Source organism: Photobacterium rosenbergii, from assembly GCF_033022775.1.
In the GTDB taxonomy this organism is placed as follows: Bacteria; Pseudomonadota; Gammaproteobacteria; order Enterobacterales; family Vibrionaceae; genus Photobacterium; species Photobacterium rosenbergii_A.
Map to the genome: position 1 here is coordinate 31,237 of NZ_JAWJZI010000013.1, position 24,827 is coordinate 56,063.

Annotated in this window: 29 protein-coding genes and 1 other RNA gene; 21 read left to right on the forward strand and 9 right to left on the reverse strand. The window is 52.7% G+C overall.

Annotated features, from left to right (window positions below; genetic code table 11):
* Positions 1–228: 228 nt before the first annotated feature.
* From rpiA to zapA, 4 genes are all read right to left on the reverse strand, one after another.
* Positions 229–888, reverse strand: a complete 660-nt coding sequence (rpiA, locus tag R2X38_RS20955; protein ID WP_317524299.1) for a ribose-5-phosphate isomerase RpiA — start codon at positions 886–888, stop codon at positions 229–231.
* 232 nt (positions 889–1,120) lie between these two features.
* Positions 1,121–1,723 (reverse strand): 5-formyltetrahydrofolate cyclo-ligase, encoded by a 603-nt coding sequence (locus R2X38_RS20960; RefSeq protein ID WP_317524300.1) that lies wholly within the window; start codon positions 1,721–1,723, stop codon positions 1,121–1,123.
* An 85-nt stretch (positions 1,724–1,808) separates the two neighbouring features.
* A non-coding RNA gene (gene ssrS / locus R2X38_RS20965) (6S RNA) lies at positions 1,809–1,990 on the reverse strand.
* A 7-nt stretch (positions 1,991–1,997) separates the two neighbouring features.
* Positions 1,998–2,300 carry a cell division protein ZapA gene (gene zapA, locus R2X38_RS20970; RefSeq protein ID WP_317524301.1) on the reverse strand — a complete coding sequence of 101 codons (303 nt, stop codon included), beginning with the start codon at positions 2,298–2,300 and terminating at the stop codon, positions 1,998–2,000.
* 265 nt (positions 2,301–2,565) lie between these two features.
* Between zapA and R2X38_RS20975 the strand changes: the two genes are divergently transcribed.
* The 4 genes from R2X38_RS20975 (at position 2,566) to gcvH (ending at position 6,369) form a co-directional block, all read left to right on the forward strand.
* On the forward strand, positions 2,566–3,192 hold the full coding sequence (locus R2X38_RS20975) for a UPF0149 family protein (protein WP_317524302.1): 627 nt from the start codon (positions 2,566–2,568) through the stop codon (positions 3,190–3,192).
* Positions 3,193–3,220: 28 nt separating this feature from the next.
* On the forward strand, positions 3,221–4,408 hold the full coding sequence (ubiH, locus tag R2X38_RS20980) for a 2-octaprenyl-6-methoxyphenyl hydroxylase (RefSeq protein WP_317524303.1): 1,188 nt from the start codon (positions 3,221–3,223) through the stop codon (positions 4,406–4,408).
* A gap of 2 nt (positions 4,409–4,410) precedes the next feature.
* Positions 4,411–5,619, forward strand: a complete 1,209-nt coding sequence (locus tag R2X38_RS20985; protein ID WP_317524304.1) for an FAD-dependent 2-octaprenylphenol hydroxylase — start codon at positions 4,411–4,413, stop codon at positions 5,617–5,619.
* Between the two features lie 363 nt (positions 5,620–5,982).
* Positions 5,983–6,369, forward strand: a complete 387-nt coding sequence (gene gcvH, locus R2X38_RS20990; RefSeq protein ID WP_317524368.1) for a glycine cleavage system protein GcvH — start codon at positions 5,983–5,985, stop codon at positions 6,367–6,369.
* A 68-nt stretch (positions 6,370–6,437) separates the two neighbouring features.
* Here gcvH and R2X38_RS20995 read toward each other — a convergent pair whose 3' ends face one another.
* On the reverse strand, positions 6,438–6,638 hold the full coding sequence (locus tag R2X38_RS20995) for a DUF1107 domain-containing protein (RefSeq protein ID WP_317524305.1): 201 nt from the start codon (positions 6,636–6,638) through the stop codon (positions 6,438–6,440).
* Positions 6,639–7,099: 461 nt separating this feature from the next.
* Between R2X38_RS20995 and R2X38_RS21000 the strand changes: the two genes are divergently transcribed.
* The 3 genes from R2X38_RS21000 to nqrM are packed head-to-tail and all read left to right on the forward strand — an operon-like array spanning position 7,100 to position 8,075.
* Complete coding sequence (locus R2X38_RS21000; RefSeq protein WP_317524306.1) at positions 7,100–7,414, forward strand: DUF134 domain-containing protein; 315 nt, start codon at positions 7,100–7,102, stop codon at positions 7,412–7,414.
* Positions 7,405–7,881 (forward strand): NifB/NifX family molybdenum-iron cluster-binding protein, encoded by a 477-nt coding sequence (locus R2X38_RS21005; protein ID WP_317524307.1) that lies wholly within the window; start codon positions 7,405–7,407, stop codon positions 7,879–7,881. The genes R2X38_RS21000 and R2X38_RS21005 overlap by 10 nt, the downstream gene beginning before the upstream one ends.
* On the forward strand, positions 7,878–8,075 hold the full coding sequence (nqrM, locus tag R2X38_RS21010) for a (Na+)-NQR maturation NqrM (protein ID WP_317524308.1): 198 nt from the start codon (positions 7,878–7,880) through the stop codon (positions 8,073–8,075). The genes R2X38_RS21005 and nqrM overlap by 4 nt, the downstream gene beginning before the upstream one ends.
* Positions 8,076–8,126: 51 nt before the next feature.
* Here the strand turns inward: nqrM and R2X38_RS21015 are convergent, their stop codons facing one another.
* From R2X38_RS21015 to ygfZ, 3 genes are read right to left on the reverse strand one after another with little or no spacing between them, the layout of a single operon-like run.
* On the reverse strand, positions 8,127–9,065 hold the full coding sequence (locus tag R2X38_RS21015) for a LysR family transcriptional regulator (RefSeq protein ID WP_317524309.1): 939 nt from the start codon (positions 9,063–9,065) through the stop codon (positions 8,127–8,129).
* Between the two features lie 11 nt (positions 9,066–9,076).
* Complete coding sequence (locus tag R2X38_RS21020) at positions 9,077–9,538, reverse strand: YbaK/EbsC family protein (protein WP_317524310.1); 462 nt, start codon at positions 9,536–9,538, stop codon at positions 9,077–9,079.
* Positions 9,539–9,541: 3 nt separating this feature from the next.
* Positions 9,542–10,522: a tRNA-modifying protein YgfZ gene (gene ygfZ / locus R2X38_RS21025; RefSeq protein WP_317524311.1), complete on the reverse strand. Its 981-nt coding sequence runs from the start codon at positions 10,520–10,522 to the stop codon at positions 9,542–9,544.
* 303 nt (positions 10,523–10,825) lie between these two features.
* On the opposite strand from ygfZ, the gene R2X38_RS21030 reads away from it, so the two are divergent.
* From R2X38_RS21030 to R2X38_RS21040, 3 genes are all read left to right on the forward strand, one after another.
* Entirely contained in the window at positions 10,826–11,086 is a 261-nt protein-coding gene (locus tag R2X38_RS21030) for a succinate dehydrogenase assembly factor 2 (RefSeq protein WP_317524312.1), read from the forward strand.
* A complete protein-coding gene (locus R2X38_RS21035) occupies positions 11,055–11,483 on the forward strand; it encodes a protein YgfX (RefSeq protein WP_317524313.1) in 429 nt (142 codons plus the stop codon). The genes R2X38_RS21030 and R2X38_RS21035 overlap by 32 nt, the downstream gene beginning before the upstream one ends.
* Positions 11,484–11,670: 187 nt before the next feature.
* A complete protein-coding gene (locus R2X38_RS21040; protein WP_317524314.1) occupies positions 11,671–13,500 on the forward strand; it encodes a methyl-accepting chemotaxis protein in 1,830 nt (609 codons plus the stop codon).
* 96 nt (positions 13,501–13,596) lie between these two features.
* Here the strand turns inward: R2X38_RS21040 and nadB are convergent, their stop codons facing one another.
* Positions 13,597–15,213 (reverse strand): L-aspartate oxidase, encoded by a 1,617-nt coding sequence (gene nadB, locus R2X38_RS21045; protein WP_317524315.1) that lies wholly within the window; start codon positions 15,211–15,213, stop codon positions 13,597–13,599.
* 401 nt (positions 15,214–15,614) lie between these two features.
* On the opposite strand from nadB, the gene rpoE reads away from it, so the two are divergent.
* The 11 genes from rpoE (at position 15,615) to acpS (ending at position 24,723) form a co-directional block, all read left to right on the forward strand.
* Entirely contained in the window at positions 15,615–16,193 is a 579-nt protein-coding gene (rpoE, locus tag R2X38_RS21050; RefSeq protein ID WP_281026416.1) for an RNA polymerase sigma factor RpoE, read from the forward strand.
* 23 nt (positions 16,194–16,216) lie between these two features.
* On the forward strand, positions 16,217–16,876 hold the full coding sequence (locus R2X38_RS21055) for an RseA family anti-sigma factor (protein ID WP_317524316.1): 660 nt from the start codon (positions 16,217–16,219) through the stop codon (positions 16,874–16,876).
* A gap of 14 nt (positions 16,877–16,890) precedes the next feature.
* Positions 16,891–17,865 carry a sigma-E factor regulatory protein RseB gene (gene rseB / locus R2X38_RS21060; protein ID WP_317524317.1) on the forward strand — a complete coding sequence of 325 codons (975 nt, stop codon included), beginning with the start codon at positions 16,891–16,893 and terminating at the stop codon, positions 17,863–17,865.
* Complete coding sequence (locus R2X38_RS21065; protein ID WP_317524318.1) at positions 17,862–18,359, forward strand: SoxR reducing system RseC family protein; 498 nt, start codon at positions 17,862–17,864, stop codon at positions 18,357–18,359. The genes rseB and R2X38_RS21065 overlap by 4 nt, the downstream gene beginning before the upstream one ends.
* Before the next feature lie 79 nt (positions 18,360–18,438).
* Positions 18,439–20,235, forward strand: a complete 1,797-nt coding sequence (gene lepA / locus R2X38_RS21070) for a translation elongation factor 4 (RefSeq protein ID WP_317524319.1) — start codon at positions 18,439–18,441, stop codon at positions 20,233–20,235.
* A 174-nt stretch (positions 20,236–20,409) separates the two neighbouring features.
* Positions 20,410–21,309 (forward strand): signal peptidase I, encoded by a 900-nt coding sequence (gene lepB / locus R2X38_RS21075; protein WP_317524320.1) that lies wholly within the window; start codon positions 20,410–20,412, stop codon positions 21,307–21,309.
* A 10-nt stretch (positions 21,310–21,319) separates the two neighbouring features.
* Entirely contained in the window at positions 21,320–21,994 is a 675-nt protein-coding gene (gene rnc, locus R2X38_RS21080; protein WP_107300919.1) for a ribonuclease III, read from the forward strand.
* Complete coding sequence (gene era / locus R2X38_RS21085; protein WP_317524321.1) at positions 21,991–22,896, forward strand: GTPase Era; 906 nt, start codon at positions 21,991–21,993, stop codon at positions 22,894–22,896. The genes rnc and era overlap by 4 nt, the downstream gene beginning before the upstream one ends.
* Positions 22,897–22,904: 8 nt before the next feature.
* A complete protein-coding gene (gene recO / locus R2X38_RS21090; RefSeq protein WP_317524323.1) occupies positions 22,905–23,615 on the forward strand; it encodes a DNA repair protein RecO in 711 nt (236 codons plus the stop codon).
* A complete protein-coding gene (gene pdxJ / locus R2X38_RS21095) occupies positions 23,612–24,343 on the forward strand; it encodes a pyridoxine 5'-phosphate synthase (protein WP_044622515.1) in 732 nt (243 codons plus the stop codon). The genes recO and pdxJ overlap by 4 nt, the downstream gene beginning before the upstream one ends.
* On the forward strand, positions 24,343–24,723 hold the full coding sequence (acpS, locus tag R2X38_RS21100; protein ID WP_317524325.1) for a holo-ACP synthase: 381 nt from the start codon (positions 24,343–24,345) through the stop codon (positions 24,721–24,723). The genes pdxJ and acpS overlap by 1 nt, the downstream gene beginning before the upstream one ends.
* Positions 24,724–24,827: the final 104 nt, after the last annotated feature.

The following is a 24,827-nucleotide window of genomic DNA, read 5'->3' on the forward strand; positions in this document are numbered from 1 at the left end:
CAGAGGCAGGAAAAGGAAGGAATAGATTTCCTGTGTACGGGCTGTCCATGAGCACCACATTCGTTTGCTTACATGCTCTGCCAGTTAAGTTACCAAAAAATGACCAGAATGGGTAAGAATATTACAGGATTGATAATAAAAAACGGCATATATTATGCCGTTTTGAAAGTGGGTAACGCATAAAGCGCCTTTTTCCTGGTGATCCAAGGCAAAAAAGGGGCTAGGCGATTACTTTTCGAATTTTTTCACGCCATCAGGGCTGCCAACAAGCAGTACGTCAGCACCACGGTGGGCAAACAGGCCTACTGTCACGACACCTGGTAGGGCGTTGATCTTGTCTTCCATCGCTTTTGCATCGGTGATTGCCATGTTGTGGACATCCAGGATCACGTTGCCGTTGTCAGTCACGCAACCTTCGCGGTATTCCGGATCGCCACCTAGCTTAACCAGCTCACGGCCGATGTAAGAGCGAGCCATTGGGATCACTTCAACTGGCAGCGGGAATTTACCCAATACATCGACTTGCTTGGTGTCATCCACGATACAGATGAACTGCTTGGCAATCGCAGCAACGATTTTCTCGCGGGTTAGGGCTGCGCCGCCACCTTTGATCATGTCGTATTCGCCGTTGATTTCGTCAGCGCCATCAACGTAAACATCAAGGCTAGAGACTTCGTTGGCATCAAAAACAGGAATGCCGATTTGCTCAAGGCGTTCGGTAGAAGCTACTGAGCTTGATACTGCACCTTTGATTTCTTCTTTGCGGGTAGCCAAAGCATCGATGAAGTGATTAACCGTCGAGCCAGTACCGACACCGACAATGCTGCCTTTCTTAACATATTCTAGAGCAGCCCAGCCAGCAGCTTTTTTCATTTCATCTTGTGTCATGCTTATCTCCTAGTGATGACAAACGTTGCGCGGAGCGCTGATTATAGCCAAATCGCTGTCTGGCGTCAGTCCCTATCTGGCCTGATAACTGCAACCTTAGTGAGAAGAAAAAGACAATTCTATTAATAACATAGGGTTAAGTGCTGCAGTGTGGCACAGAAAAACCAAACGTTTGCGTTGCATGGTGGATATTCAACCGCCGTATTGGCAAGGTTGTGCCGTTAGCAGGTACTTACCAGCGGAAATGGTATGACGGGGTTATGATTTCCGGCAGCGGTACATCCCAGGCTTCGAAGGGCAGGTTGTCGACCTGCTGGCAATCATGGGCCAAACCTACCGGACGCGGACCACGCTGCTCACGGTGCCACAGGCTTAGGGTACGATCGTAATAGCCGCCGCCCATACCGAGCCGCTGGCCGGTATTGTCAAACGCCACCAAGGGGGTGCAGATAACATCCAGTTCGGGGATCGGCTTGACCAGCCGGATATCCAACGCGGGCTCCTGGATCCCATAGCGGTTGGTGGTCATGCGAGTTGTGGGTGTGTAGTGGAGAAAAAGCAGGTGACCTTTGCTAAAAGGGTGGAGGACCGGCAAGTAGACATCTTTACCTTGCTGCCATAACCATTCGATCACCGGCATCGTATCCAGCTCGCTGTCATTGGCAAGGTAAAGGGCAATGTGCTGGGCATTGATAATGCTGGTGGCCTGCTTGCAATGCTCGAGCAAGTCACGTGCAGCGGTGGCTTGCTGGACAGGCGTTAGCTGGCGTCTGCGTTCTCGGGTTTGCTGGCGAAGGTGTTGCCGGGTGGCTGATGCAGGAACCGCAGATCTCATAGGTCGTCCAGTGACAAAAGGTTCTGTGGAAAAAAGGTCGATGGCTCTTTAGCACGGGTTGTGCTTCTGGCTTAATCTGAAAAGGTATGCCCCAAGGTGCCGTTGCGAATTGTGGCCCTTGAACCAGATGTTCAAGGTGGATCAGCAACATTAACCGCAGGCTTCTCGGTACATGCCGAGCATGCTCAATAGCTAATCAAAGCTGATCCTGGGTTTTTGCTTATCGGCTCGGGGACGTTAATCCGCTGACGCACACCCCAGGGTCAATTCATTATCAACGCTTTGGCTGATATTGCAATGCTTTCTCCAATAAATCTTCCATCTCATTGATTCTATTGGATAGTTTTTCAGCATTGCGCTGTTGTTCATTGCGCTCGCTATGCAACTCGTTACAAATATTCAAACCGGTAAACATCAGCAGCTGTTCGGCGTTGGTGATTTTGGTGCGCTCTGAAAGATCTTTCAAGCGTTGGTCAAAATCGGCGGCTGCTGCGCGCAGGGCATCTTCCTGGCCTGCTGGGCAATTCACCTTGAAGGTGCGGCCATATACCTGAATTTCTACTGCCTGGTTACTCATAAATGTTTAATCTGCTCCGTGCCAGATCGTCCAGTTTGGCATTCTGCTGCGATATGCGCTAGGAGGCCAATATAGAAAAAGCCCTATCAACATGCAAGCGGGCCCGTCATGCTTTAGACCTAAATCTGTCTAATTAATCAGATATTAACCAGATTGAGGCAAACATCAGCCTCAGACTATATAAATGGCGAGTGACTGATCTTTTGTATAAGTGGTAGCATACCACAAAGACGATTTACACCCACGACAATAAGGTGAACAGCCCATGAGCGACGTAAAACTTCCAGCCTACGAAACCCTGGAGCCAATGCTGAAAGAGCAAGGTTTGGCCGTGACCCCGTCGGAGCTGCATGGCCTTCTCTGCGGGATGATTTGCGGTGGTATGGCTGTTGACGGAGAGCAGTGGCTGGCTCCGGTTAGCGACTATGCCAACCAGGGCGATACGTTGACCGATGGCGCAAAAATGATAGTTCGCTCGGTATTTGATGCGGCCTCGGCTGAGCTGGGCGGTTTGACCCAGACCCTGTTCACATCAACGGCGGCTGAGCTGGCCGACATGGAGTTCTCTGTAGAGTTGCTGCTGCCTGCTGAAAGCAGTGAGCTGATGCTGCGTGGCGAAGCTCTAAGCGAGTGGGTGACCAATTTTATTTCGGGTCTTGGCCTGATGGGGATGGACAAGAAGCAGTTGTCTGACGATGTGACCGAAGCGGTCGCAGCGCTGGAAGAGATTGCCCAGCTGGGTATCGACGAAGATGAAGATATGCAGGAGCAGGCAATGCTGTTCGACAACGTGGTGGCCTATGTACCGGAGTGCGTGCTGACGTGTCTGGTTGGCCTGAGCCAGCGCGGTGATGTTGAAGACGAAGCCGCAGACAAACCTACCCTCCACTAAGCACAGGATTGACAGTTAAGGGACGGATGTGAAGCAGTACGATGTCGTGATAGCCGGCGGTGCAATGGCCGGCGCAACCTTGGCAATTGCATTGGATAAACTCGGTGGCGGCAAGCTCAAGATTGCCGTTGTGGAAGCGGTGGAACCGAAACTGGATCTCCACCCCGGCTATGATGCGCGCAGTATTGCCCTGTCACTGGGCTCGGCGCAACTGCTAGACAGTATTGGCTGTTGGCAGGCACTGTCGGCTGTAGCGACAGCTATCTCGCAGATCCATGTTTCCGATCGTGGTCATGCCGGTATGGTTCACCTCGATGCCCGCGAACAGGCGGTAGATGCGCTGGGGTATGTGGTTGAGCTGGCCGATGCCGGGCGGATCTTCCACCAGAAATTGGCCGAGTTGGATCAGGTTGATCTGCTTTGTCCTGCGAGGATCGCCGAGATCGAGCGCCACCAACACTGTGTTGATTTGGTATTGGACAGCGGTGAGCCGCTGCAGAGCCGCTTGGTCGTAGCGGCTGACGGTGCCCTGTCATCAGTCTGTGAGATGCTGGGGCTGGGCCGTAGTGAGCACGATTTCGAACAGGTGGCGGTGATTGCCAATGTCAGCACTGACGATGCCCATCAGGGCAGGGCGTTCGAGCGCTTTACCCCGCATGGCCCGGTGGCCTTGCTGCCAATGTCGGAAGGGCGCAGCTCTCTGGTTTGGTGTATCCGTCCGGATGCTCAGGCTGAAGTGATGGGCTGGAGTGATGAAGAATTCCTTGCCCAGTTACAGCAGGCATTCGGCTGGCGTTTGGGGCGCTTGAGCCAAACCGGTGTGCGTCATGCATATCCGCTGCTGTTGCGTCAGTCACAACGTTTGACCTCGCACCGGATCGCAGTGGTTGGTAACGCGGCACAGACCCTACATCCGATCGCCGGCCAAGGTTTTAACCTCGGCTTGCGTGATGTGATGAGCCTGGCCGAAGAGGTTTGCCGAGAATGGGCTGTCTCAAAGGATGCCGGACATACCCGAGCCTTGAGCTGTTATCGCCAACGCAGAGAGCCCGATCGCGAGGCTACCGTAGGGATGACTGCGGGATTGGTCGGTGTGTTTGCCAACGACAGCATGTCTTTCGTTGCTGGCCGAAACCTTGGCCTGATGGCGATGGATTGTGTAGATGTATTGAAAGCCCCGCTGGTTCGGCGGGCGATGGGACAGGTAGATAGATAATCATGATGCAAAGTGTTGATGTCGCTATTATCGGCGGCGGAATGGTCGGTCTGACTCTAGCGGCTGCCTTGGCGGATACCGAACTGCGGGTAGCGGTAATTGAAGGTAAATTACCAGAACCTGAGTTGGCACCGCTTCCCGATGTCCGCGTATCGGCGCTGAGCCGCGCCAGTGAGCGTATCCTGCGTCGTGTTGGCGCCTGGGAAGGAATAGCTGCCCGGCGGATGGCCCCGTATAGCAAGATGCAGGTCTGGGAGCAGGATAGCTTTGCAAATATTGCTTTTGATGCGGCGCGGTTGGCGCAACCGGATCTGGGCCATATCGTTGAAAACCGGGTGATCCAGCTATCATTGATGGACTGTGTTAAACAGTTGCCTAATGTCACTCTGCTGGCACCGGAGCGTTGTCAGAGTATTGCCTTTGGCGAGAGCGAGGCCTGGCTGAGCTTGGAGTCGGGCAAAAACCTGACCGCCAAACTGGTGGTGGGGGCTGATGGTGCTAATTCTTGGGTTCGTCAGCAGTTGGACATCCCCCTGACCCACTGGGATTACGGTCATAGTGCCTTAGTCGCCAATATTCGCTGTACTGAGGCGCACCAAGATACCGCCCGTCAGATCTTCCGCCCGGAAGGCCCATTGGCCTTTTTGCCTTTGGCTGAGCCGGATCTGTGCTCTATTGTTTGGTCACTGCCGCCAGAAGCAGCCAGTCGGATGTGTGAGCTGCCCGAGCAGGCGTTCAACAAACGTTTGACTGCGGCATTCGACAACCGCTTGGGCTTGTGTAAGGTCGAGGGCGAACGCCAGGCTTTCCCGCTGAAAATGCGTTATGCCCGCGATTTTGTCCGCGAGCGTGTGGCACTGGTCGGTGATGCAGCCCACACCATTCATCCGTTGGCGGGACAGGGAGTCAACCTAGGCTTGTTGGATGCTGCGAGTTTGGCCCAGGAGCTCAAGCAGTTGTGGCTGGCAGAGAAAGATATCGGTCGCCAGAGCCACCTGCGGCACTACGAGCGCTGGCGTAAAGCGGAAGCGGCAAAAATGATTGCGGCGATGCAAGGCTTCAGGGACTTGTTTGACGGTAGTCATCCGGCTAAGAAGTTGGTGCGTGACTTGGGCATGCTGTTTGCCGCCAAGGCCCCGGGCCTGAAGGATGAGTTTATGCGCCGTGCGTTGGGCCTAAGCGGAGAGCTGCCCGAACTGGCTCGTTACTGATACGAATGGCCGACAAACCTTAGTGTTGGGCAATGAATGAAAACCGTCTATTGAGGCGGTTTTTTTGTGTCATTTGTCACTATGGTAAAGGGTTGTTAAGTTGCTTTAAAACAATAATTTAAGATTGATGGCTTTGCTTGGTTCACGGAAATGACAAAAAATTGTTATCCAATTTTGCTATTTTCTCCTACATTAAATATCAGGAAAAAACAGAGCTGGCAGTAACCGGTCCAGGCATTAGTTTTCAGCTTGTTAGCCACCAGAGATACTCGCTTTTGCTCTCCCGTGCGATCACTGACACTGCTGGCCCATATTGAGAGTGGCGATAGGCAGGCTTTCATAAGGAAGTTTACTATGAGCGATATTCCCTCTGAGTTGAGGTACACCAATACCCATGAATGGGTCCGTCCCGAAGGTAACGGGGTCTTTACCATTGGGCTTACCGATCATGCCCAGTCGTTACTGGGTGATATGGTGTTTGTCGATTTGCCGGAAATTGACGCTGCGACAGAGGCGGGCGAAGACTGCGCTGTGGCTGAATCGGTCAAGGCGGCTTCGGATATCTACGCACCACTATCAGGTTTTGTGATTGCTATCAATGAAGACTTGGAGGGCTCGCCAGAGTTGGTCAACAGCGATCCTTACGGTGATGGCTGGCTGTTCCAGCTCAAGGTCGAGGATGAGGGTGAATTTGCGGATTTGCTCGATGCTGATGGCTACTCGGATCTGGTTGATGAAGATGATGATTAACCAATAGCGTTTTACTGGTTGCCGGATAAAAGAAAAGCCCGTAATGGGCTTTTCTTTTGCTTGCGAGATTAGCGGTCTTTGAGGCGGCGAATTTCCTGATTGATTTCACTTACCGTTTGGTAATGGCGTTGCTGCGCCTTCACTGGTACTAGCAACTGGCCGTTATTGAACTCATAGCCACCTCGACCGTCAATGTAGATCCTTCCACTGAATAAACGACTTACGTGCTTTGCGATCATCTTGGGCACGTAGCGTTTGAACATCCGCATAGTTAGCCAACCTTTCCTTTTGTTTTTGACGGCATGAATTATAAAACAATACGCATGATGCTTTTGTGATGTCTTCAGCATAATAAGGATGTTAAATAACCAAAGGTTTGTTTATTCTTTTTTTCATGGCGAAACAATTGGTTTTTTGTTCTTTTTTTTTATTTTGCGAATTAAGTTGTCGGGAGTGAATATTATTCAGGCTTTTCTGCATCTTATTCATTAAATTAAATACTTTTAGATACTTAGAATTATTACTGGGTAAATGGAGTAAAAAACACCGGCTTGGGTGGTGAAAAAACAGCCTAAAAAAGAAAGCGTTAAAATGTATGGTGTCGTGCTACATAGAGGAAAATGCTGATTGTGATAACTGGACTGATCAGCAAGAAAGCTGCTTTGGATCAAAGATTATTATTGGCATATGCCAATAATAACGTTTTTAGCCATCAACTAATTAGCAAGCCATGCCCAGACCGAAAATCCAACGTCGGATCAGATGCCGACCAGCTTACAGTTGTTTCAAACCCAATGGGGTGCCAATGTCAGAGCTTGATGCCTTGCCGTTGGCGGCCGATGAGCTAGAAGCATTGCGACTGGTCGATCTCAATGGGCTCAGTCAGCAAGACGCAGCTCAAGAGCTTGGCGTTTCGCGCCAGACTCTGGGAAATATCGTGTCAGCGGCAAGGCACAAAGTGGCAACAGCTCTAGTTAAGGGGATGGCGTTAGAGCTGGAGACTCAGATCCAGCCAGGTAAAGAAAAGGAGCCATCATGTCAGTAGCTATTGCTGTCACACCTAATCATGAAGTCGCCGGGCATTTCGGCAAAGCAGCCGGCTTTGTTGTCTACGATGGGCAAGGGAAGCTGGTTGCCGAGCTCATCAACCAAGGGCGAAAGGCCGTCGGTTGCAAACATAAAAAGCAGCTCCAGTCTCAATTAGCCGCCCACAATGTGAAGACACTATTGCTAGGCAATGTCGGCCAGCGTTCGCTAGCCCGTTTGTTGGGCGCCGGCTTTGAGGTATTTCGGGTGCCAAATAGAGCACCTCTTCAAGATGTCCTTATGGGCAAGGTTACCCGCGAGCCATTGTTGTCTGCCGAGCAGGGCCGACCTTGCAAGCGAGAGAAAGGCGCATGCGGTTGTGGCTGCGGCAGCAAGAAAACCGTGAAACCCGCTAAAATTGGTATGACGGTCAGCGCTAATGCCAACTTGCAGGGACTGGCCAAGATTGGAGGCTTCAAACTATGACCTATTTGTTCACGGTGTTGATTTTTCTGCTGGTGATTGGTGCGATGGCCATTGGCTGGGTATTTCGCAAGAAAGCGATCCAGGGAAGCTGTGGCGGGCTGGCCAATGTCGGTGTCGACAAGGAGTGCGGCTGCAAGGAGCCGTGTGACGAACACAAGCTCTACCAAATCAGTGAGCCAGAATCGAAAAAGTGAGCGATTGTGGAATGAAAAAAGCGCAGATGATTCTGCGCTTTTTTGTGGATGCTAATTGGCTTTGCGAAGCTCTTCGACTCGCTGGGTAACCGCATTGCCCACACACTGGCGTAGCCACTCAAGACGTGGGTGGTTGGTGTTGCGGCGCAGCCATAGCATGCTGATATCAAAGTCAGGAATATCAACCGGCGGACGGCATTGGCTCAAGTCGTCGTGGAAGACATCAAGCTTGGCCATCAGGGTCGAAACCACACATAGCAGGTTTCGTCCGCTCAGCAGATGACGGATGGTCAGGAAGCTGCTGGAGCCCACGGCAATGTGACGTTGGAAGCCTTGCTGCTGTAACTGGTTATCGACGTTGGTCTGCAGCTTGCCATCTGGGGATACCAATGCCTGTGGCGTTTGGATATAGCGTGCCAGATCAATCGGTGAGGACAGGCCTGTCGCTTTGGCATCAAACAGACAAACGTGATCTTCGGTGTACAGGTATTGGCTGTCGAACTCATGGGGCAGGTTGGTCATTGACCCGATGATTAAATCGATCTTCTGGCTCTCGGTAGCCTGCTGGTAGCTATTGCGGTCGACATTGCAGAAGCTGAGCTGGCTTTGCGGTGCTGCCTGGCCAATAGCATCGAACAGTGCCGGGGCAAACAATAACTCGGCATAATCGGTCAAGCCAATGCGGAAGGTGCCCTGATAATTATCTGCGGAGAATTTGTCTGGTTGCAGGATCTCGCTGGTGATCAGCTGGAGAATATGCTCAACCACCGGAGTCAGCTCAATGGCTTTTTCCGTGGCGATCATCTGGTGGCCGCGGCGTTCGAACAAAGGATCGTCAAGCAAGGCACGCAACCGTGATAGGTTGTGGCTCATCGCCGACTGGCCAATAGACAATTTAGCGGCGGCTTTGGTGACACTGCGGGTTTCCATCAGCGCCGAAAAAGCCACCAGCAGGTTGAGGTCAATGCCTCGCCAATTGATGTTGTTCATGCAACTCCAGTTTAACGGCAGATATCGGCAAACATCGGATCACACAGCACCAGCAGATCATCGGTCGCCAGCTCGACGCCCGCCATGCGATCGCCACTGCTGATATTGACCAGGGTATGGGCGGTGATCTGGTGATCGAAAATCACCGGGAGAGGACGCTTGAGCCCGATAGGGGCAACTGTGCCTATTACCAATCCCGTAACTTTCTCGACGTCGCTGGCATCGGCGCAGGTCATCCGGCGGCAGCCGAACATCGCACGGACTTTTTTCGGATCAACCTGGGCTGGGCCGGGAACACAGGCCAGCACATGGAACCCGCCCATGTCCCGCAGCAAAATGGACTTGACCATCTGCTGTGGGTCAACGCCACGCTCGCGGGCTGCTTCCTCAATGGTTTTAGCCGGCTGGCTATGGGGAAGAAGGCGGTATTCCACGCCTTCTTTGTCCAGGTAATGAGTAACCGGGGTATTCATAGCTTATTGGCTGTCATCCAGCGAGTACGGCAAGGCTTGCTGGTGCCATACACCTTCAGTTTCGGCCAGGCGGAAAGTGGTGCCTTCGTCCAGATCGTTTGGCAGCACAACCAGCGCACTGGCTTGGCCATTGGCAAACTGATAGCCGGCCACAATGGTGCCACCTTTGCGCCAGTTCTCGCCGACGCTGCGCTCCAGGCTGTCACCTGCTTGCGGGCAGTGATCGGCTGGGCCGCTGACAATGTACATTGCACGCTTGTTGATGCCACGGTACTTGGCACGGGCCACGGTCTCCTGGCCGGTATAGCAACCTTTGGTGAAGCTGATACCGTCCAGTGCCTGCAGGTTCATTGCCTGCGGGATGAACTCGAGTTCGGTTGCAGCGTCAACGCGCGGGAACGCTGCAAGGATATCGTACAGATCCCACAGTGTGTCATCGCTCAGTACGGCAGAGCCTGCCAGTTTGTGGGCAATGCCACTTGCAGCATCGGCAGTTAGTGCCAGCAACCAACGCTGGTTGTCGATTTTAACAGCTGTTCCGCCTTCGACGGCACGGACATCACCCTCGCCACCGAACAGTTGCGCGATCTGTGCATCGGCTTCGCTACCGGCAAGGCCCAGTAGAATATCACTGCTGGCGTCGATATCGACCTTGGAGAAAATGGCGTATTTTTTCAGCTCGGGTAGCTGGGTATCCATGATGCTGCGGCGCTGGAGGAAACCGTAGCCATCATTGTGGTGGAACAGACGAAATACCGTGCGAAGTTTGCCTTTGGCATCGCAGTGGCCGGCCAATGTGCTTTGGTCTGCGGCAAGGCCTACCACATCACAGGTTACCTGGCCATGCAGGTATGATTTTTTGTCATCACCAATCAGGGTGACCAATGCCCAGTTAGACAGCTCGACGAGAGCGAGAGAAGGCAGGGCATCACCCGAAGAGAGGGAGATACGATCAAAATTGAGGTTTTCAGACCAGTTGCTCATAGGACTTCCAGTTGAGAGACGTTGAAAGATGATGTGCGATTAGTGTCTATGTTAAAGCGCTCGCTGGAATTTGTCAGCATAATACCCAAGGAAGCGGGTCAGATATTGCTGACAGCAATGACCGGAGCTGGCAGGTGCAAGGGAAAATCGATCCTAGCTCTCAACTTGGGGCAATGTTTGTGCTACCTCATGGTCGCTGGCCAGACAGGCTGCTAGTATGGTGGGCATTGTTAACGTCCGGAGCCATTGTTGTCGATTCATGCCTGCTGAGGGCTGCTCCGGGATCAGTAATGAGGTTGTAAAATGTTGAGTGCAGACGATAAAGCACGAGTAAAATGGGCGTGCCGCCGAGGCATGCTGGAGTTGGATGTGATCATCATGCCGTTTTTCGAGGAGTGCTTCGATTCACTCTCCGAACAAGAGCAACTGGACTTTGTCTCTCTCCTGAAGTGTGATGATCCTGATCTGTTTACTTGGATGATGCAGCACGGCCGCAGTGAAAACCCGGCGCATGCCGCTATGGTCGATAAGATTGTCGCCCACAACAACAGCAAACTTCGCTGATCTCACCCTGACATCTTCCTATCGGTTAATCGGCGCATTGGCATTGTTGTATGCCAGTGCGCTTCTTCTATTACTGTTATGTGTTTTCCGCCAGACACTCCCTCTGCCTGTCTTCTTCGCCATGGCCTGGTGGTTGCTCGATGAATGGGAAAAGCGTCTAGTCGGTATTTGTAGCCTGGCTGGACGACTGCAGATCTCAAAGCAGGGGCACATCCGCTGGCAGGGCCAAATCTGGACCTTGCGTACCGTACGTATCCGTACGGCTCAAATCCTATTGTGGCAGCTTGAAGGAGAGGCTGGCCGACGTTGGTTACCTATCAGTCCCGATGCCTGTACCCATACAGACTATCGCTCCCTGGCACTTTATTCCCATCAATATCGGGCAATATCCGATTAGTTCGAAGATAGAAAGAAATTTTTTTTGCGAGTCAAAATCAGCCATCTTCATGAACAGCAAAGGTTTTTTTTGTGAAGTTGATCGCTTGATTATGAAATCGCCAATTTTTGTTTCAAGTGATTTTCTGCTTTGCCGATTAATATGGGTTGCTGCAGTCAGGCAGTGTAGAGCGACAACAGGATGGGTAATGAAAATCAAATTTAAATTGCTGGGGCTGACCTTGATCTCAGTCGTGGCATTAGGCGCAGTGCTAGCCATTGGGCTAAAGGCTGGCCAGCGGGTTGTCAGTATCAACCAAGCGATGACCACAGTCAGTGAAATGGAAGTTGCGCTGCTGAACTTGCGCCGCAATGAAAAAGACTTCCTGATGCGAATGGATATGAAGTACCGGGATACCTTTGAAGGTAATTTCACTCATTTTAAAGCGTTAGAAACCCAGTTATCCGAACAGGCGCAAAACCTGTCGTTGTCTATCCCTGAGCTGGCTCAGCTTGGCGGTGTGATGGCCAATTACCGCCAGGGGATGCTGGCTTTGATGGCGGGCTACCAGCAGCTTGGCCTGACGCCGGATGAAGGCATGTTGCGCCAATATTTTGCGGCGGCTGACAACGTGGTCAATGTTGCCGACGAGCAACTGGAAGATGTCAGCTCGCTTTTTGCTTTGGTGATGGCGAGTAAGATAATGGTGCTTGAGGGTACCCTGGACAGTGTCTCAGATTATCTTGCAATGAAACAGGCTAATAACACCCAACTGTCGATGCTGCTAGGGGAGGATTATCAGCGCTATCAACAGGCTACTGAGCAAGTCCGCCAGCAATTGGCCCAGATTGGATTGAGTCACAACCAAGGATTGCGGGGAGATATCCGTACTCAAGCCCATCAGGTTGAAGAAATGTTCGAGCTTGTCAAACAGCAGCTTAGCAAAACCGTTGCTGATGCCCAGCAACAGTTGACGTCCATGCTGGTGGCGGCGGTTGTGCTGGTGATTATTGCCTTGCTGGGTTTGTCTTGGTGGATCAGTCAGTCTATCAATCGTCGCTTGGCTGGGATGAGCCAGCTAATGGCAGAGATAGCCGCTAGCCATGATCTGACCCGTACTGCGGATCAAGAAGGCGATGACGAACTGGCCGAGATGGCCGTAAATTTTAATTATCTGTTAGGTAGCCTTCGCCAGCTAGTGGGTGATGTACAACTGGCGATATCTGAGCTGGGTAGTGCTTCGCTTCAGCTACAACAGCGTAGCAACGAATCGGAACAAGCCCTGCGCCAGCAACAGGGAGAAACTGAATCCGTTGCGGCGGCGGTGACCGAGATGGGGGCGACTATCCGCGAAATAGCCAACAATACCGAAACGGCAGCGGGCAATGCCGAGCGTGGCTATCAAGGTGCCACGGAAGGGCTGCAAGAGGTCGCGGATACCAAGCATAAAATTGGCGAGTTGTCTGAAGATCTGGCTGGGACCAGCGAGCAGGTCTCTAATCTATCGAGCCTGTCAGAAAATATCGGTTCGGTGCTGGATGTGATCAAGGATATTGCTGAGCAGACTAACTTGCTGGCGTTGAATGCCGCCATCGAGGCGGCCCGTGCCGGTGAGCAGGGGCGGGGGTTTGCGGTTGTGGCTGACGAAGTTCGGACTCTGGCGCTGCGGACCCGTCAGTCGACAGAGGAAATCACGACCATTATCGGCTCCTTGCAGGCGCAAACCGGGCAGGTGGTTGAGCATATCGGCCACTGCCGCGAGCTGGGCGGACAGAGTGCGCTACAGGCTGAAAGTGCAGAACAAAAGATCAGCCATATCATGACGGATATGCAGCAGATCATGGATACCAGCCATCAGATAGCTGCTGCGGTCGAGCAGCAGAGCTTGGTGTCGGAAGAGGTCGGGCAGAATGTTTCGTCAATTAGTGATCTGACATCGGTTAATTCCGAGGTAGCGCATGACAATGTGCTAGCTGCCCAGGCCGTGGCTCAGCAAGCGGGCGGGCTGGAAAAAGCCATTGCCGGTTTCCGGGTATAGTCCAATACCAATGTACTAAACAAAAAGCGAGCGCAGGTGCGCTCGCTTTTTTATTCGTTCTTATTTGTTGTCACTTTTTATATTGCGACTCTGGTGTTATTGCTGTTCTGGGGTCAACACCGTCGGCTTAGCTTTGCCCGATGCTTCCGGGTAGTCGAGGGTATAGTGCAGGCCGAGGCTTTCTTTGCGCTCCAGGGCACAACGGACCATCAGCTCGGCAACCTGGAGTAGGTTACGCAGCTCCAGCAGGTTGTTCGAGACTTTGAAGTTGCTGTAATACTCGTCGGTTTCGTCTTTGAGCAGTTGGATCCGGCGCATTGCGCGCTCAAGGCGCTTGGTGGTTCGGACAATGCCCATGTAGTCCCACATAAACAGGCGCAACTCGTGCCAGTTGTGCTGGATCACCACTTCTTCATCCGAGCAGCTGACTTGGCTTTCATCCCAGCAAGGTAGGGAAGGCGGCAGCTCGACGGTTTCCATTTTCTCGGCAATGCTCTCAGCGGCAGACCATGCGTAAACCACACATTCCAGCAGTGAGTTGGAGGCCATCCGGTTGGCGCCGTGCAGGCCGGTGTAGCTCACTTCGCCGATAGCATATAGGCCATCGAGATCGGTCTGGCCCTGCTTGTCGACAACAACACCGCCACAGGTGTAGTGGGCGGCCGGGACAATAGGGATAGGTTCTTTGGTGATATCAATGCCGAAGGTCAGCAATTTGTCGTAAATGGTCGGGAAGTGCTTGGTGACGAACTCGTCTTCTTTGTGGCTGATATCGAGGTACATGCAATCGGCACCGAGGCGTTTCATCTCGAAGTCGATGGCGCGGGCAACCACATCGCGCGGGGCCAGCTCGCCTCGCTCATCGAAGTCTTTCATAAACCGTGAGCCGTCCGGACGGCGCAAGTAGGCGCCCTCACCGCGTAGTGCTTCGGTCAGCAGGAAGTTGCGGGCATCGGGGTGGAACAGGCAAGTAGGGTGGAATTGGTTGAATTCCAGGTTGGCGACACGGCAGCCGGCACGCCAGGCCATGGCGATACCATCACCGGAAGAAACATCCGGGTTGGAAGTATATTGATAGACTTTAGAGGCTCCACCGGTTGCCAGTACCACGAATTTGGCACGAACAGTCTCTACCGCTTCGAGGTTACGGTTCCAGACATAGGCGCCCAGTATTCGGTTCGGCTGATCGGTATGGCCCAGTTTGTGGGCGGTGATCAGATCAAGGGCGTTATGGCGTTCCAGTACCTCGATATTCGGGTGGTTGTGAACATTGTCCTGCAGTGAGTTTTGTACTGCCATCCCAGTGGCATCCGCTGCGTGAAGAATACGGCGGTGGCTGTGACCGCCTTCGCGGGTCAGATGGTAGCGCGGCGCATCGTCGCTGTCGCTCTCCTCGCGGTCAAACGGGACCCCGCCATCAATCAGCCACTGGACACAGTGTTTGGCATTTTCGGCAATGAAGCGCACCACGTCTTCGTCACACAAGTGGGCGCCAGCAATCTGGGTATCCTCGACGTGGGAGTCGACACTGTCAGACTCATCGAAGACGGCGGCAATCCCGCCCTGGGCATAGAAGGTTGCTCCTTCGCTACGCGGTCCCTTGCTCAGGACGATCACTTTGCCCATAGGTGCCAGTCGAAGGGCCAATGACAGTCCTGCTGCACCACTACCAACTACAAGCACATCGCATTGATGTTCACGGTTTTCGTTCATAATGATTTCATATCCCTGTGGTAATCCCACTATCTTACCAAATTCCACTCATTTTGTTCATTTTTGACGGATGGTTCACAAATCACTCTTCATAAGCGATATAATGCACAAATCAGCGTAACTAAAGCGCGCACGCAGCAGACATACTGCTTTAATACAATGGAAAAATCGCGCACTATTATTGAGAAATTATATTTTCCCCGGGAACTTTGCCAGTTCACCTGGGTCTTAAATAGTGCTCACGCTCATACATTTTTATCATATTGTTTTGATTGAGCATGCTCGTCATCGCTAGGCGAGTTCGGCACAATGTGTACCAGCAAGAAGAGTTTGTTTTTTGGTTTCCAGCCGGAACAACTGATAAAAGTGCGGGTGAAATTGATATAGGAGTACACGCTCGAATGAGCGAGCAGCAAACTGATCAGGTATTAATTGAGCGGGTACAGCGTGGTGACAAGCAGGCATTTAACTTACTGGTAGTGAAATACCAGAATAAAGTGTGCAACTTGGTTGCCAGATATGTCAGCAACTCTGGTGATGTGCCGGATGTCGCTCAGGAAGCATTTATTAAGGCGTACCGGGCTTTGCCGACCTTCCGGGGGGAGAGTGCGTTTTATACATGGCTGTATCGTATTGCTGTCAATACAGCAAAGAATTACTTAGTGGCTCAGGGGCGTCGTCCGCCTGCATCTGACGTGGATGCGGAGGAGGCGGAATATTACGAAAGTGGCAATGCCCTGAAAGAAATTTCGAACCCTGAGAACCAAATGTTGTCTGATGAATTAAGGCGGGTAGTTTTCAGTACCATTGAAGGATTACCGGATGATCTCAAAACTGCGATCACCTTACGCGAGCTGGAAGGCTTAAGCTATGAGGAAATTGCAGAAGTCATGGGGTGTCCCGTCGGTACAGTTCGCTCCCGAATATTTCGTGCGCGAGAGGCGGTTGAAAAACGTATTCGACCTCTTACACAGCGATAGTGTTGGGCCAAACGGTGAAAAAGATGGCTGATAAAGAAAAAATCTCGTCATTGCTTGATGGCGAAGAGCTGGATCAGAGCATTATTAATGCATTGGCTGTCGATGAAGACAGTAAGCAGACCTGGCAGAACTTCAACCTCATAGGTGATGTGATGCGCGGGGAAGCACCGCAAAACAAGGAATGGGACATCGCGGCTAAGGTAGCACTGGCGCTGGAAGATGAACCTGCTCATACAGGTCAGATACAGGCAGAGCCTGCCTCTGTGGTTTCGATTGCTACGGCGCGCGAGGCGCGGATTGAGGAATCTCAGCCGACACCTCAGCAAGCCAAACGTAAGATGCCGGCTTGGTTAACCCAATTCGGACAGGTCGCGGTTGCCGCGAGTGTTTCTCTGGCAGTGATTGTTGGTGTCCAGCAATACAACGGCGGTGAAGAGTCATTGACTACGTCGACAGGGGAAGCACAACTACCCGTTTTAGAAACTATTCCGTTTGCGGGAACTGCTGAACCTGTAAGTTTGACACGTGATTCTGTTCGCTCGAATCGCCATGCAGGGCCGAGTGAAGAGCAGGTGATGGAACAACGTCGCCGCATCAATGCCATGCTACAGGATTATGAATTACAGCTTCGTCTCAATGCGGAAGACGGTTCTATCGACCGTACTATGCTCGAAGTGAATTAATCGATGGCGGATAAATGAAGAGACTCCTGGTCGGTGTATTGACACTGGTCAGCCTCGCGATGCCGTGCCAAGCCTCTGCTGAAGAACCGGTTTCTTCTGCCGAGGCTTTGTTGCATCAAATGGACGAGGCTAGCCGAAAGCTCAGCTATGAGCTGTCGTATATCTTAATCAAGAAAAACAGTATCGAACCCCTGCGTTATCGCCATGCTCTGGAAGATGGCGAGACTTATGCTCATCTTGTTTACCTCAGTGGCCCGCCACGCGAGGTGATCCAGCGTGGTGGTGAAGTCAGTTACTTCGAGCCGGGGTTGGATCCGTTCACCATCGACAGCAACAAGATGGTGGCCCCTTTGCCGCCGATCATGAAAACCGATATTAATGAACTGGCTGGCTACTACGACTTCATTTCGATGGGGCGTGCCCGTGAAACGGGTGTGGCCTGTGATGTGGTGCGCATTGCCCCGAAAGATGGTGCCCGTTATTCCTACCTGCTGTGGATTGATACCCGTAGCAAATTGGTGATGCGTGCTGACTTACTCGACCGCGACGGCGAGCCGCTGGAACAGTACCGGGCGGTTTCCTATGTCATCAATCCGAAAGTGGCCGATGTACTGAAAAGCCTCAAGAGCGTCGAGCTGCCGGCCGTGGTGCAGTTGCCGCCTCAGCCTCAGGCCGATCTTGATTGGCAGGTTAACTGGTTGCCGCAAGGTTTTGAATCCATTTCCCGCAACCGCCATCGCCTGATGATGACCGAGCGCCCTGTCGAGAGCAAAATGTACAGCGATGGCCTGTTCAGTTTCTCAATCTACATCTCTTCGGCGGATAACTTCACGGTCAGGGAGCAATTGGTACGCCAAGGCCGCCGTACCCTGCATAGCTATCTGATGAACGATAAAGAAGTGACGGTGGTGGGCGATATTCCGCCGGCAACAGCCCGCCGAGTGGCGGAGTCTGTGGTGTTTGGGGCGGCGGGGAGACAAACCCCATGATGCGTTCCCTCGCTGAAGTGATTGCCGTCAAACCCGGCGAGATCACCGTCAGCTGTCAGCAGCAAACCAGTTGTGGCAGCTGTGCTTCCCGCAATAGTTGCGGCACCGGCATTGTCAGCAAGGCGCTGCCGGGACGCCAGCACCAACTCAAAATAGCGACCGATAAACCGGTCAAGGTCAGTGATGTGGTTGAAATCGGCTTGTCCGAGCGCAGTATGCTGCATTCCGCTGTGCTGGTTTATGTGCTGCCTTTGCTATGCTTAGTGCTAGGTGCGGCGTTGGGCCAATGGTGGTTTGTGGTGCTGGCAGGAGGTGGTGAGCTGGGAGTGATCCTGACCGCGCTTGGCTGCGCAGCCTTTGGTCTGTGGCTGGCGAGGCGCCTGGCAGTGCGGGTTGAAGGGGATTTAGCCTACCAACCCCACCTTATTCGGGTACTGGGAAGTCCGGTTTCTGCTGAGTTGGCGATAAATGGCGCATCGAAAGATAGCGACTAGCGGCGAAATTCGGTAGAATCCGTCAACTTGATCTGTAGATCCCATTCATTTATTAATCACGAGTTAGTCACGCCAATTCATGAAGCACATTCGTAACTTTTCGATTATTGCACATATCGACCATGGTAAGTCGACCCTATCCGACCGTCTGATTCAAGTCTGTGGCGGCCTTTCCGATCGTGAAATGGCTGCACAGGTTCTTGATTCCATGGATCTTGAACGCGAACGCGGTATTACCATCAAGGCTCAGAGCGTGACGCTCGACTATAAAGCCAAAGATGGTGAAACCTATCAGCTTAACTTTATCGACACCCCGGGACACGTGGACTTCTCTTACGAAGTATCTCGCTCTCTGGCGGCCTGTGAAGGTGCGCTGCTGGTGGTTGATGCCGGCCAAGGGGTAGAAGCCCAGACATTGGCTAACTGTTACACCGCCATCGAAATGGATCTGGAAGTCGTGCCAATCTTGAACAAGATTGACCTGCCTGCCGCCGATCCCGAGCGCGTAGCAGAAGAGATTGAAGAAATCGTTGGTATCGATGCCCTGGAAGCGACCCGCTGTTCAGCGAAGACTGGCCTGGGTGTGGACGATGTTCTTGAGAACATCGTTACCGCGATCCCTGCGCCGGAAGGCGATCCTGAAGCGCCGCTACAGGCACTGATCATCGACTCTTGGTTCGATAATTACCTAGGTGTTGTGTCTTTGGTTCGTATCAAAAATGGCGAGCTGAAGAAGAATGACAAGATCAAGGTAATGAGTACTGGCCAGGTTTGGGGTGTTGACCGTATTGGTATCTTTACGCCGAAGCAGGTTGATACCGACATCCTGCGTACCGGTGAGGTAGGCTGGGTTGTTTGTGGTATCAAGGACATCCTTGGTGCTCCGGTGGGTGATACCCTGACCCATGCTAAGCACGGTAGCGAGACGCCATTGCCTGGTTTCCAGAAAGTAAAACCACAGGTTTATGCCGGTCTGTTCCCAGTATCGTCTGATGATTACGAGAACTTCCGTGATGCACTGGGCAAGCTGAGCTTGAACGATGCTTCTCTGTTCTACGAGCCAGAAAGCTCTGCAGCATTGGGCTTTGGTTTCCGTTGTGGCTTCTTGGGTATGCTGCACATGGAAATCATCCAGGAGCGCCTAGAGCGCGAATACGACCTGGATCTTATCACCACCGCACCGACGGTAGTGTACGAGGTGAAGAAGACTGACGGCACAATGATCTACGTTGATAGCCCGTCTAAGCTTCCGGCTGTAAACGACATTGAAGTTGTCGGTGAGCCTATCGCTCGCTGTAATATCCTGGTGCCGAGTGAATACCTGGGCAACGTAATCACCCTGTGTGTTGAGAAGCGGGGCGTCCAGGTTGACATGGTTTACCACGGCAACCAGGTTGCCCTGACCTACGACATCCCGATGTCGGAAGTGGTGCTGGATTTCTTCGATCGTCTGAAGTCGACGTCTCGTGGCTACGCGTCACTGGATTACAACTTCCAGCGTTACGAAGAATCTGACATGGTTCGTGTTGATATCCTGCTCAACGGCGATCGCGTTGATGCACTGGCGATTATTACCCACAAGGATAACGCCCAGTACCGTGGTCGTGACTTGGTTGAGAAGATGAAGGAATTCATCCCTCGCCAGATGTTTGATATCGCGATCCAGGCGGCTATCGGTAACCACATCATCGCCCGTTCGACGGTGAAGCAGTTGCGTAAGAACGTTATCGCCAAGTGTTACGGCGGTGACGTGAGCCGTAAGAAGAAACTCCTGCAGAAGCAGAAGGAAGGTAAGAAGCGAATGAAGCAGATCGGTAACGTCGAACTGCCACAGGAAGCTTTCCTTGCTATCTTGCATGTAGGCAAAGATAAGTAACTATAACTCATTGTTATCACTGGACGCTTTTGTGTTCACCTTGCTACCATTAGCAAAGACATTGATAACAAAGGCAATGCAGCAAGCCCGTCTTGCTGCATTGTTATATCGAGTGGGCTGTAATGGCGTAGGCCGTAATGGTTTGCTCGGTAGTTGATATAAGTAGGGAAGATAATGGCAAATACTTTTTCGTTTATCCTGGTGTTGGCAACATTGATCACCGGGATCATTTGGGCTTTGGATAAGTTTATCTGGGCGCCAAAACGTCAATTGAAAATTGAAGCGGCGGCAGCCAATGCCGGCGATCAGGTGGATGCCAAAACCCTACAGGCCGTGGCACCGCAACCGAGCTGGGTAGAATCTGCCAGTTCGATGTTTCCGGTGATCGCGCTCATTATGGTATTTCGCTCATTTATTTATGAGCCGTTCCAGATCCCATCCGGTTCGATGATGCCGACCTTGCTGGTTGGCGATTTTATTCTGGTTGAGAAGTTTGCCTATGGTCTGAAAGACCCGGTTTTCCGCCATCAGATGGTAGAAACCGGTGAGCCAGAACGAGGCGATATCGTGGTATTCAAATACCCGCCTCAACCAAACATCGATTACATCAAACGTGTCGTTGGCTTGCCGGGCGATACCGTTCGTTACAGTGCCCACAAGCAGATTTGTGTGGCGGCGAAAGGGTCGAACGAGTGTAAGCCAGTACCGTTGACAGAGATGACCGATAGCGAATTTAGCCAGGGCATGACCCGTTTGGTGCAGTTCAACGAGCAGTTGGGCGAACATGAGCACCAAATCCTGGTTCATCCACTTAAGCGTGACCGTACATTGGCGTATCAGCCACGTCCGGGTGTCAGCGAGTGGGTCGTACCGCAAGGCCAGTACTTCGTAATGGGTGACAACCGCGACAACAGTGCAGACAGCCGTTACTGGGGCTTCGTACCTGAAGCTAACCTAGTAGGCAAAGCGGTCGGGATCTGGATCAGCTTTGAGTTTGAACGAGGTGCTGACAGTGCACTTCCATCTTGGATTCCTACCGGTGTGCGATTCAGTCGCATCGGTGGCATAAACTGATCGGGAAAAAATGACCACTCCTGCAAATAGACTTCAGCGTAAGCTGGGTTACCAATTTAACAATCTAGACTTGCTGACTTTGGCACTGACACACCGCAGTGCCAACGGGACACACAACGAACGCCTTGAGTTCTTGGGTGACTCGATCCTCAGCTTCGTGATCGCTGACGACCTTTACCACCGCTTCCCGGCAGTGGATGAAGGTGATATGAGCCGCATGCGTGCCACCTTGGTTCGTGGTAAGACATTGGCAGAGTTGGGCCGTGAGTTCGACCTGGGTGATCACTTGCTGCTAGGCCCTGGTGAGCTTAAGAGCGGTGGCTTCCGCCGTGATTCGATCCTGGCCGACTGTGTCGAGGCAATCATCGGTGCTATCTACCTTGATAGCGATATCGAAAATGTCCGTGGCATCGTGCTGCGTTGGTACCAGTCTCGCCTTGAAACGATCAAGCCGGGCATCAACCAGAAAGATCCGAAAACCCGTCTGCAGGAATGCCTGCAGGGGCGTCGCCAGCCATTGCCAGTGTATACTGTGACTAAGGTACATGGTGAGGCACACAACCAAGAGTTTACGGTGCAGTGTGAAGTGGCAGGTTTGGAGAAACCTGTTATCGGTAAAGGCGGCAGTCGGCGCAAGGCAGAGCAGGCAGCGGCAGAAATTGCACTTAAGCAGTTGGAATCATGACAGATAAGCAACATTGTGGTTTTATTGCCATCGTCGGTCGCCCGAACGTTGGTAAATCGACGCTCCTGAACCGTTTGGTAGGCCAGAAGCTCTCTATCACTTCGCGTAAACCCCAGACCACGCGTCACCGTATTATGGGTGTCGATACCCGTGACGGTTACCAGGCGGTTTACGTCGATACCCCGGGCCTTCACATCGAAGAAAAGCGCACCATCAACCGATTGATGAACCGTGCGGCAAGCAGCTCGCTGACCGATGTTGAGCTGGTATTGTTCCTGGTCGACGGTACCATGTGGACCAAAGACGATGAGATGGTTCTGAACAAGCTGGCCAAGTCTGGCTTGCGTACCGTGTTGTTGGTCAACAAGGTCGACAACGTCAAAGACAAGCACGAGCTGTTCCCGCACTTGCAGGAACTATCGAGCAAGATGGAATTTGTTGACGTGGTGCCGGTTTCGGCCAAGCACGGCACTAACATTGATGCGGTTGAGAAAATAGTGCGTGAGCACCTGCCGGAAGGCGAATACTACTTCCCTGAAGAGTATGTGACCGACCGCTCTCAGCGCTTCATGGCGTCTGAAATCATCCGTGAAAAGCTGATGCGCTTTACCGGTGATGAGCTGCCATATTCGATCACGGTGGAAATCGAGCGCTTTGACTACAACCCGGATACCGATGGCTTTGATATTAATGGCCTGATCCTGGTTGAGCGTAAAGGCCAGAAGAAAATGGTGATCGGCAAGGGTGGTGACAAGATCAAGACCATCGGTCGTGAAGCCCGTATCGACATGGAAGATCTGTTCGAGCGCAAGGTTTACCTTGAGCTGTGGGTGAAAGTGAAATCCGGTTGGGCGGATGACGAACGTGCCCTGCGAAGCCTGGGCTATATTGACGATCTATAAGGGTGCGAATGGAAGGGCTTCAGCGTTGTTTTGTCCTTCATACTCGTCCTTATAGCGAGACGAGCCTGATCCTCGACGTCTTCAGCGAGGACTCGGGCCGTCTTACCCTTCTCTCGAAGGGGGCGCGACGCAAGCGCTCCAACCTCAAAGGGGCGCTTCAGCCTTTTACCCCGCTCTTCATGAAATGGTCCGGCAAGGGCACCATGCCCGTATTAACCCATGCCGAGCCGATCAGTATCGGCCTGCCGATGCGTAGCTATATCTTGTATTCGGCTATGTATGTCAACGAGTTGTTGGCGCGAGTGCTGGAAACGGATACCCCTTACCCCGTGTTGTTTCTGGATTACCTGAATGTGCTGCGCGAGCTGGCACAGGCGGAGAATCCAGAGCCTGCACTGCGCCGTTTTGAACTGGCTTTGCTGGATCATCTCGGCTATGGTGTGGACTTCCTCCATTGTGCGGGCAGTGGCCTGCCGGTGGATGACACCATGACTTATAACTATCGGGAACAACGGGGATTTATTGCCTCGTTGACGGTCGGCCAGCTGACCTTCACCGGTGAACAACTAAAGGCGATTGACGCTAGGCGGTTCGAGAGCCCAGATCAGCTCCGGGCAGCCAAGCGCTTCACCCGTATCGCCCTAAAGCCCTATCTGGGCGGCAAGCCATTAAAAAGCAGGGAATTGTTTATCCCTAGAGGAAGGAGTACCGGAAAATGAACAACATCTTACTCGGCGTGAATATCGACCATATTGCGACTCTGCGTAATGCCCGTGGTACCCGTTATCCTGATCCGGTGCACGCGGCCGAGGTAGCTGAGCGTGCCGGAGCCGACGGTATTACCATCCACCTGCGCGAAGACCGTCGCCACATCACCGATCGCGATGTGCGCATTCTGCGCGAGACTATCCAGACCCGCATGAATCTGGAAATGGCGGTAACCGATGAGATGGTTCAGATCGCACTGGACACCAAGCCGGAGTTTGTTTGCCTGGTTCCGGAGAAGCGTGAAGAGCTGACTACCGAGGGTGGCTTGGATGTGGCAGGCCAGCTGGAGAAAATCAAAGCGGCAACCGCCACTCTGACTGAAGCTGGAATTAAAGTTTCCCTGTTCATCGATGCCGACCGTGCCCAGATTGATGCCGCGGTTGCCTGTGGTGCACCTTACATTGAACTGCATACCGGTCACTACGCCGATGCCGAGACGGAAGAAGAGCAGCAGGCCGAGCTTAAGAAAATCGCGGCGGCTGCGAGCTACGCTGACGATCAGGGTATCAAGGTTAACGCGGGCCACGGCCTGACTTACCACAATGTGAAGCCGATTGCGGCACTGCCTGAGCTGTATGAGCTGAACATCGGCCACTCTATCATCGGTCGCGCGGTATTTGACGGTTTGGAGAAAGCGGTTGCCGATATGCGTGCAGAAATGCTGAGTGCCCGTCGCTAATGGCCATTGTTGGCTTGGGAACCGACATTGCCGATATCGAGCGGGTGGAGAAAGCCTTCGCTCGTACCGGTGATGCCTTTGCCCAGCGCCTGCTGGCTCCGAGTGAATACGAAATCTACCAGTCGCTCAAGCACCAGGGGCGCTATCTGGCCAAGCGTTTTGCGGTCAAGGAAGCCGCCTCGAAAGCGCTGGGCACTGGCATTGCTTGCGGGGTCACTTTCCATGATTTCACCGTCACCAACGATGAGCGCGGCAAACCCTTGCTGGCGCTGTCGGGCAAGGCAGCTGAACTCGCCGCGGCGATGGGGGTCAACCATGTCCACCTGACGATTGCTGACGAGAAGAAGTACGCAGTGGCGACGGTGGTATTGGAGAGCTAGCTCTCCGGCCCGTGGCAAGAGGCTATTGGCTATAGGTTGTTAAAGCAAGCTTATGAGTTCCTAAAAAATCCCCGAATCATCGGGGATTTTTTTGTTGTGCCTAT

Excerpts from the sequence above, each read along its gene's own strand:
- R2X38_RS21055 (WP_317524316.1), top strand. The coding sequence starts at position 16,217 with ATGGCTGATAAAGAAAAAATCTCGTCATTGCTTGATGGCGAAGAGCTG.
- R2X38_RS21000 (WP_317524306.1), top strand. The coding sequence starts at position 7,100 with ATGCCCAGACCGAAAATCCAACGTCGGATCAGATGCCGACCAGCTTAC.
- ygfZ (WP_317524311.1), bottom strand. The coding sequence starts at position 10,522 with ATGAGCAACTGGTCTGAAAACCTCAATTTTGATCGTATCTCCCTCTCT.
- R2X38_RS20995 (WP_317524305.1), bottom strand. The coding sequence starts at position 6,638 with ATGCGGATGTTCAAACGCTACGTGCCCAAGATGATCGCAAAGCACGTA.
- lepA (WP_317524319.1), top strand. The coding sequence starts at position 18,439 with ATGAAGCACATTCGTAACTTTTCGATTATTGCACATATCGACCATGGT.
- lepB (WP_317524320.1), top strand. The coding sequence starts at position 20,410 with ATGGCAAATACTTTTTCGTTTATCCTGGTGTTGGCAACATTGATCACC.
- acpS (WP_317524325.1), top strand. The coding sequence starts at position 24,343 with ATGGCCATTGTTGGCTTGGGAACCGACATTGCCGATATCGAGCGGGTG.
- R2X38_RS21020 (WP_317524310.1), bottom strand. The coding sequence starts at position 9,538 with ATGAATACCCCGGTTACTCATTACCTGGACAAAGAAGGCGTGGAATAC.
- rpoE (WP_281026416.1), top strand. The coding sequence starts at position 15,615 with ATGAGCGAGCAGCAAACTGATCAGGTATTAATTGAGCGGGTACAGCGT.
- R2X38_RS21005 (WP_317524307.1), top strand. The coding sequence starts at position 7,405 with ATGTCAGTAGCTATTGCTGTCACACCTAATCATGAAGTCGCCGGGCAT.
- zapA (WP_317524301.1), bottom strand. The coding sequence starts at position 2,300 with ATGAGTAACCAGGCAGTAGAAATTCAGGTATATGGCCGCACCTTCAAG.
- nadB (WP_317524315.1), bottom strand. The coding sequence starts at position 15,213 with ATGAACGAAAACCGTGAACATCAATGCGATGTGCTTGTAGTTGGTAGT.
- rseB (WP_317524317.1), top strand. The coding sequence starts at position 16,891 with ATGAAGAGACTCCTGGTCGGTGTATTGACACTGGTCAGCCTCGCGATG.
- R2X38_RS21040 (WP_317524314.1), top strand. The coding sequence starts at position 11,671 with ATGAAAATCAAATTTAAATTGCTGGGGCTGACCTTGATCTCAGTCGTG.
- recO (WP_317524323.1), top strand. The coding sequence starts at position 22,905 with ATGGAAGGGCTTCAGCGTTGTTTTGTCCTTCATACTCGTCCTTATAGC.
- rpiA (WP_317524299.1), bottom strand. The coding sequence starts at position 888 with ATGACACAAGATGAAATGAAAAAAGCTGCTGGCTGGGCTGCTCTAGAA.
- era (WP_317524321.1), top strand. The coding sequence starts at position 21,991 with ATGACAGATAAGCAACATTGTGGTTTTATTGCCATCGTCGGTCGCCCG.
- R2X38_RS21030 (WP_317524312.1), top strand. The coding sequence starts at position 10,826 with ATGTTGAGTGCAGACGATAAAGCACGAGTAAAATGGGCGTGCCGCCGA.
- rnc (WP_107300919.1), top strand. The coding sequence starts at position 21,320 with ATGACCACTCCTGCAAATAGACTTCAGCGTAAGCTGGGTTACCAATTT.
- nqrM (WP_317524308.1), top strand. The coding sequence starts at position 7,878 with ATGACCTATTTGTTCACGGTGTTGATTTTTCTGCTGGTGATTGGTGCG.
- R2X38_RS21015 (WP_317524309.1), bottom strand. The coding sequence starts at position 9,065 with ATGAACAACATCAATTGGCGAGGCATTGACCTCAACCTGCTGGTGGCT.
- R2X38_RS20975 (WP_317524302.1), top strand. The coding sequence starts at position 2,566 with ATGAGCGACGTAAAACTTCCAGCCTACGAAACCCTGGAGCCAATGCTG.
- R2X38_RS20960 (WP_317524300.1), bottom strand. The coding sequence starts at position 1,723 with ATGAGATCTGCGGTTCCTGCATCAGCCACCCGGCAACACCTTCGCCAG.
- R2X38_RS21065 (WP_317524318.1), top strand. The coding sequence starts at position 17,862 with ATGATGCGTTCCCTCGCTGAAGTGATTGCCGTCAAACCCGGCGAGATC.
- pdxJ (WP_044622515.1), top strand. The coding sequence starts at position 23,612 with ATGAACAACATCTTACTCGGCGTGAATATCGACCATATTGCGACTCTG.
- R2X38_RS20985 (WP_317524304.1), top strand. The coding sequence starts at position 4,411 with ATGATGCAAAGTGTTGATGTCGCTATTATCGGCGGCGGAATGGTCGGT.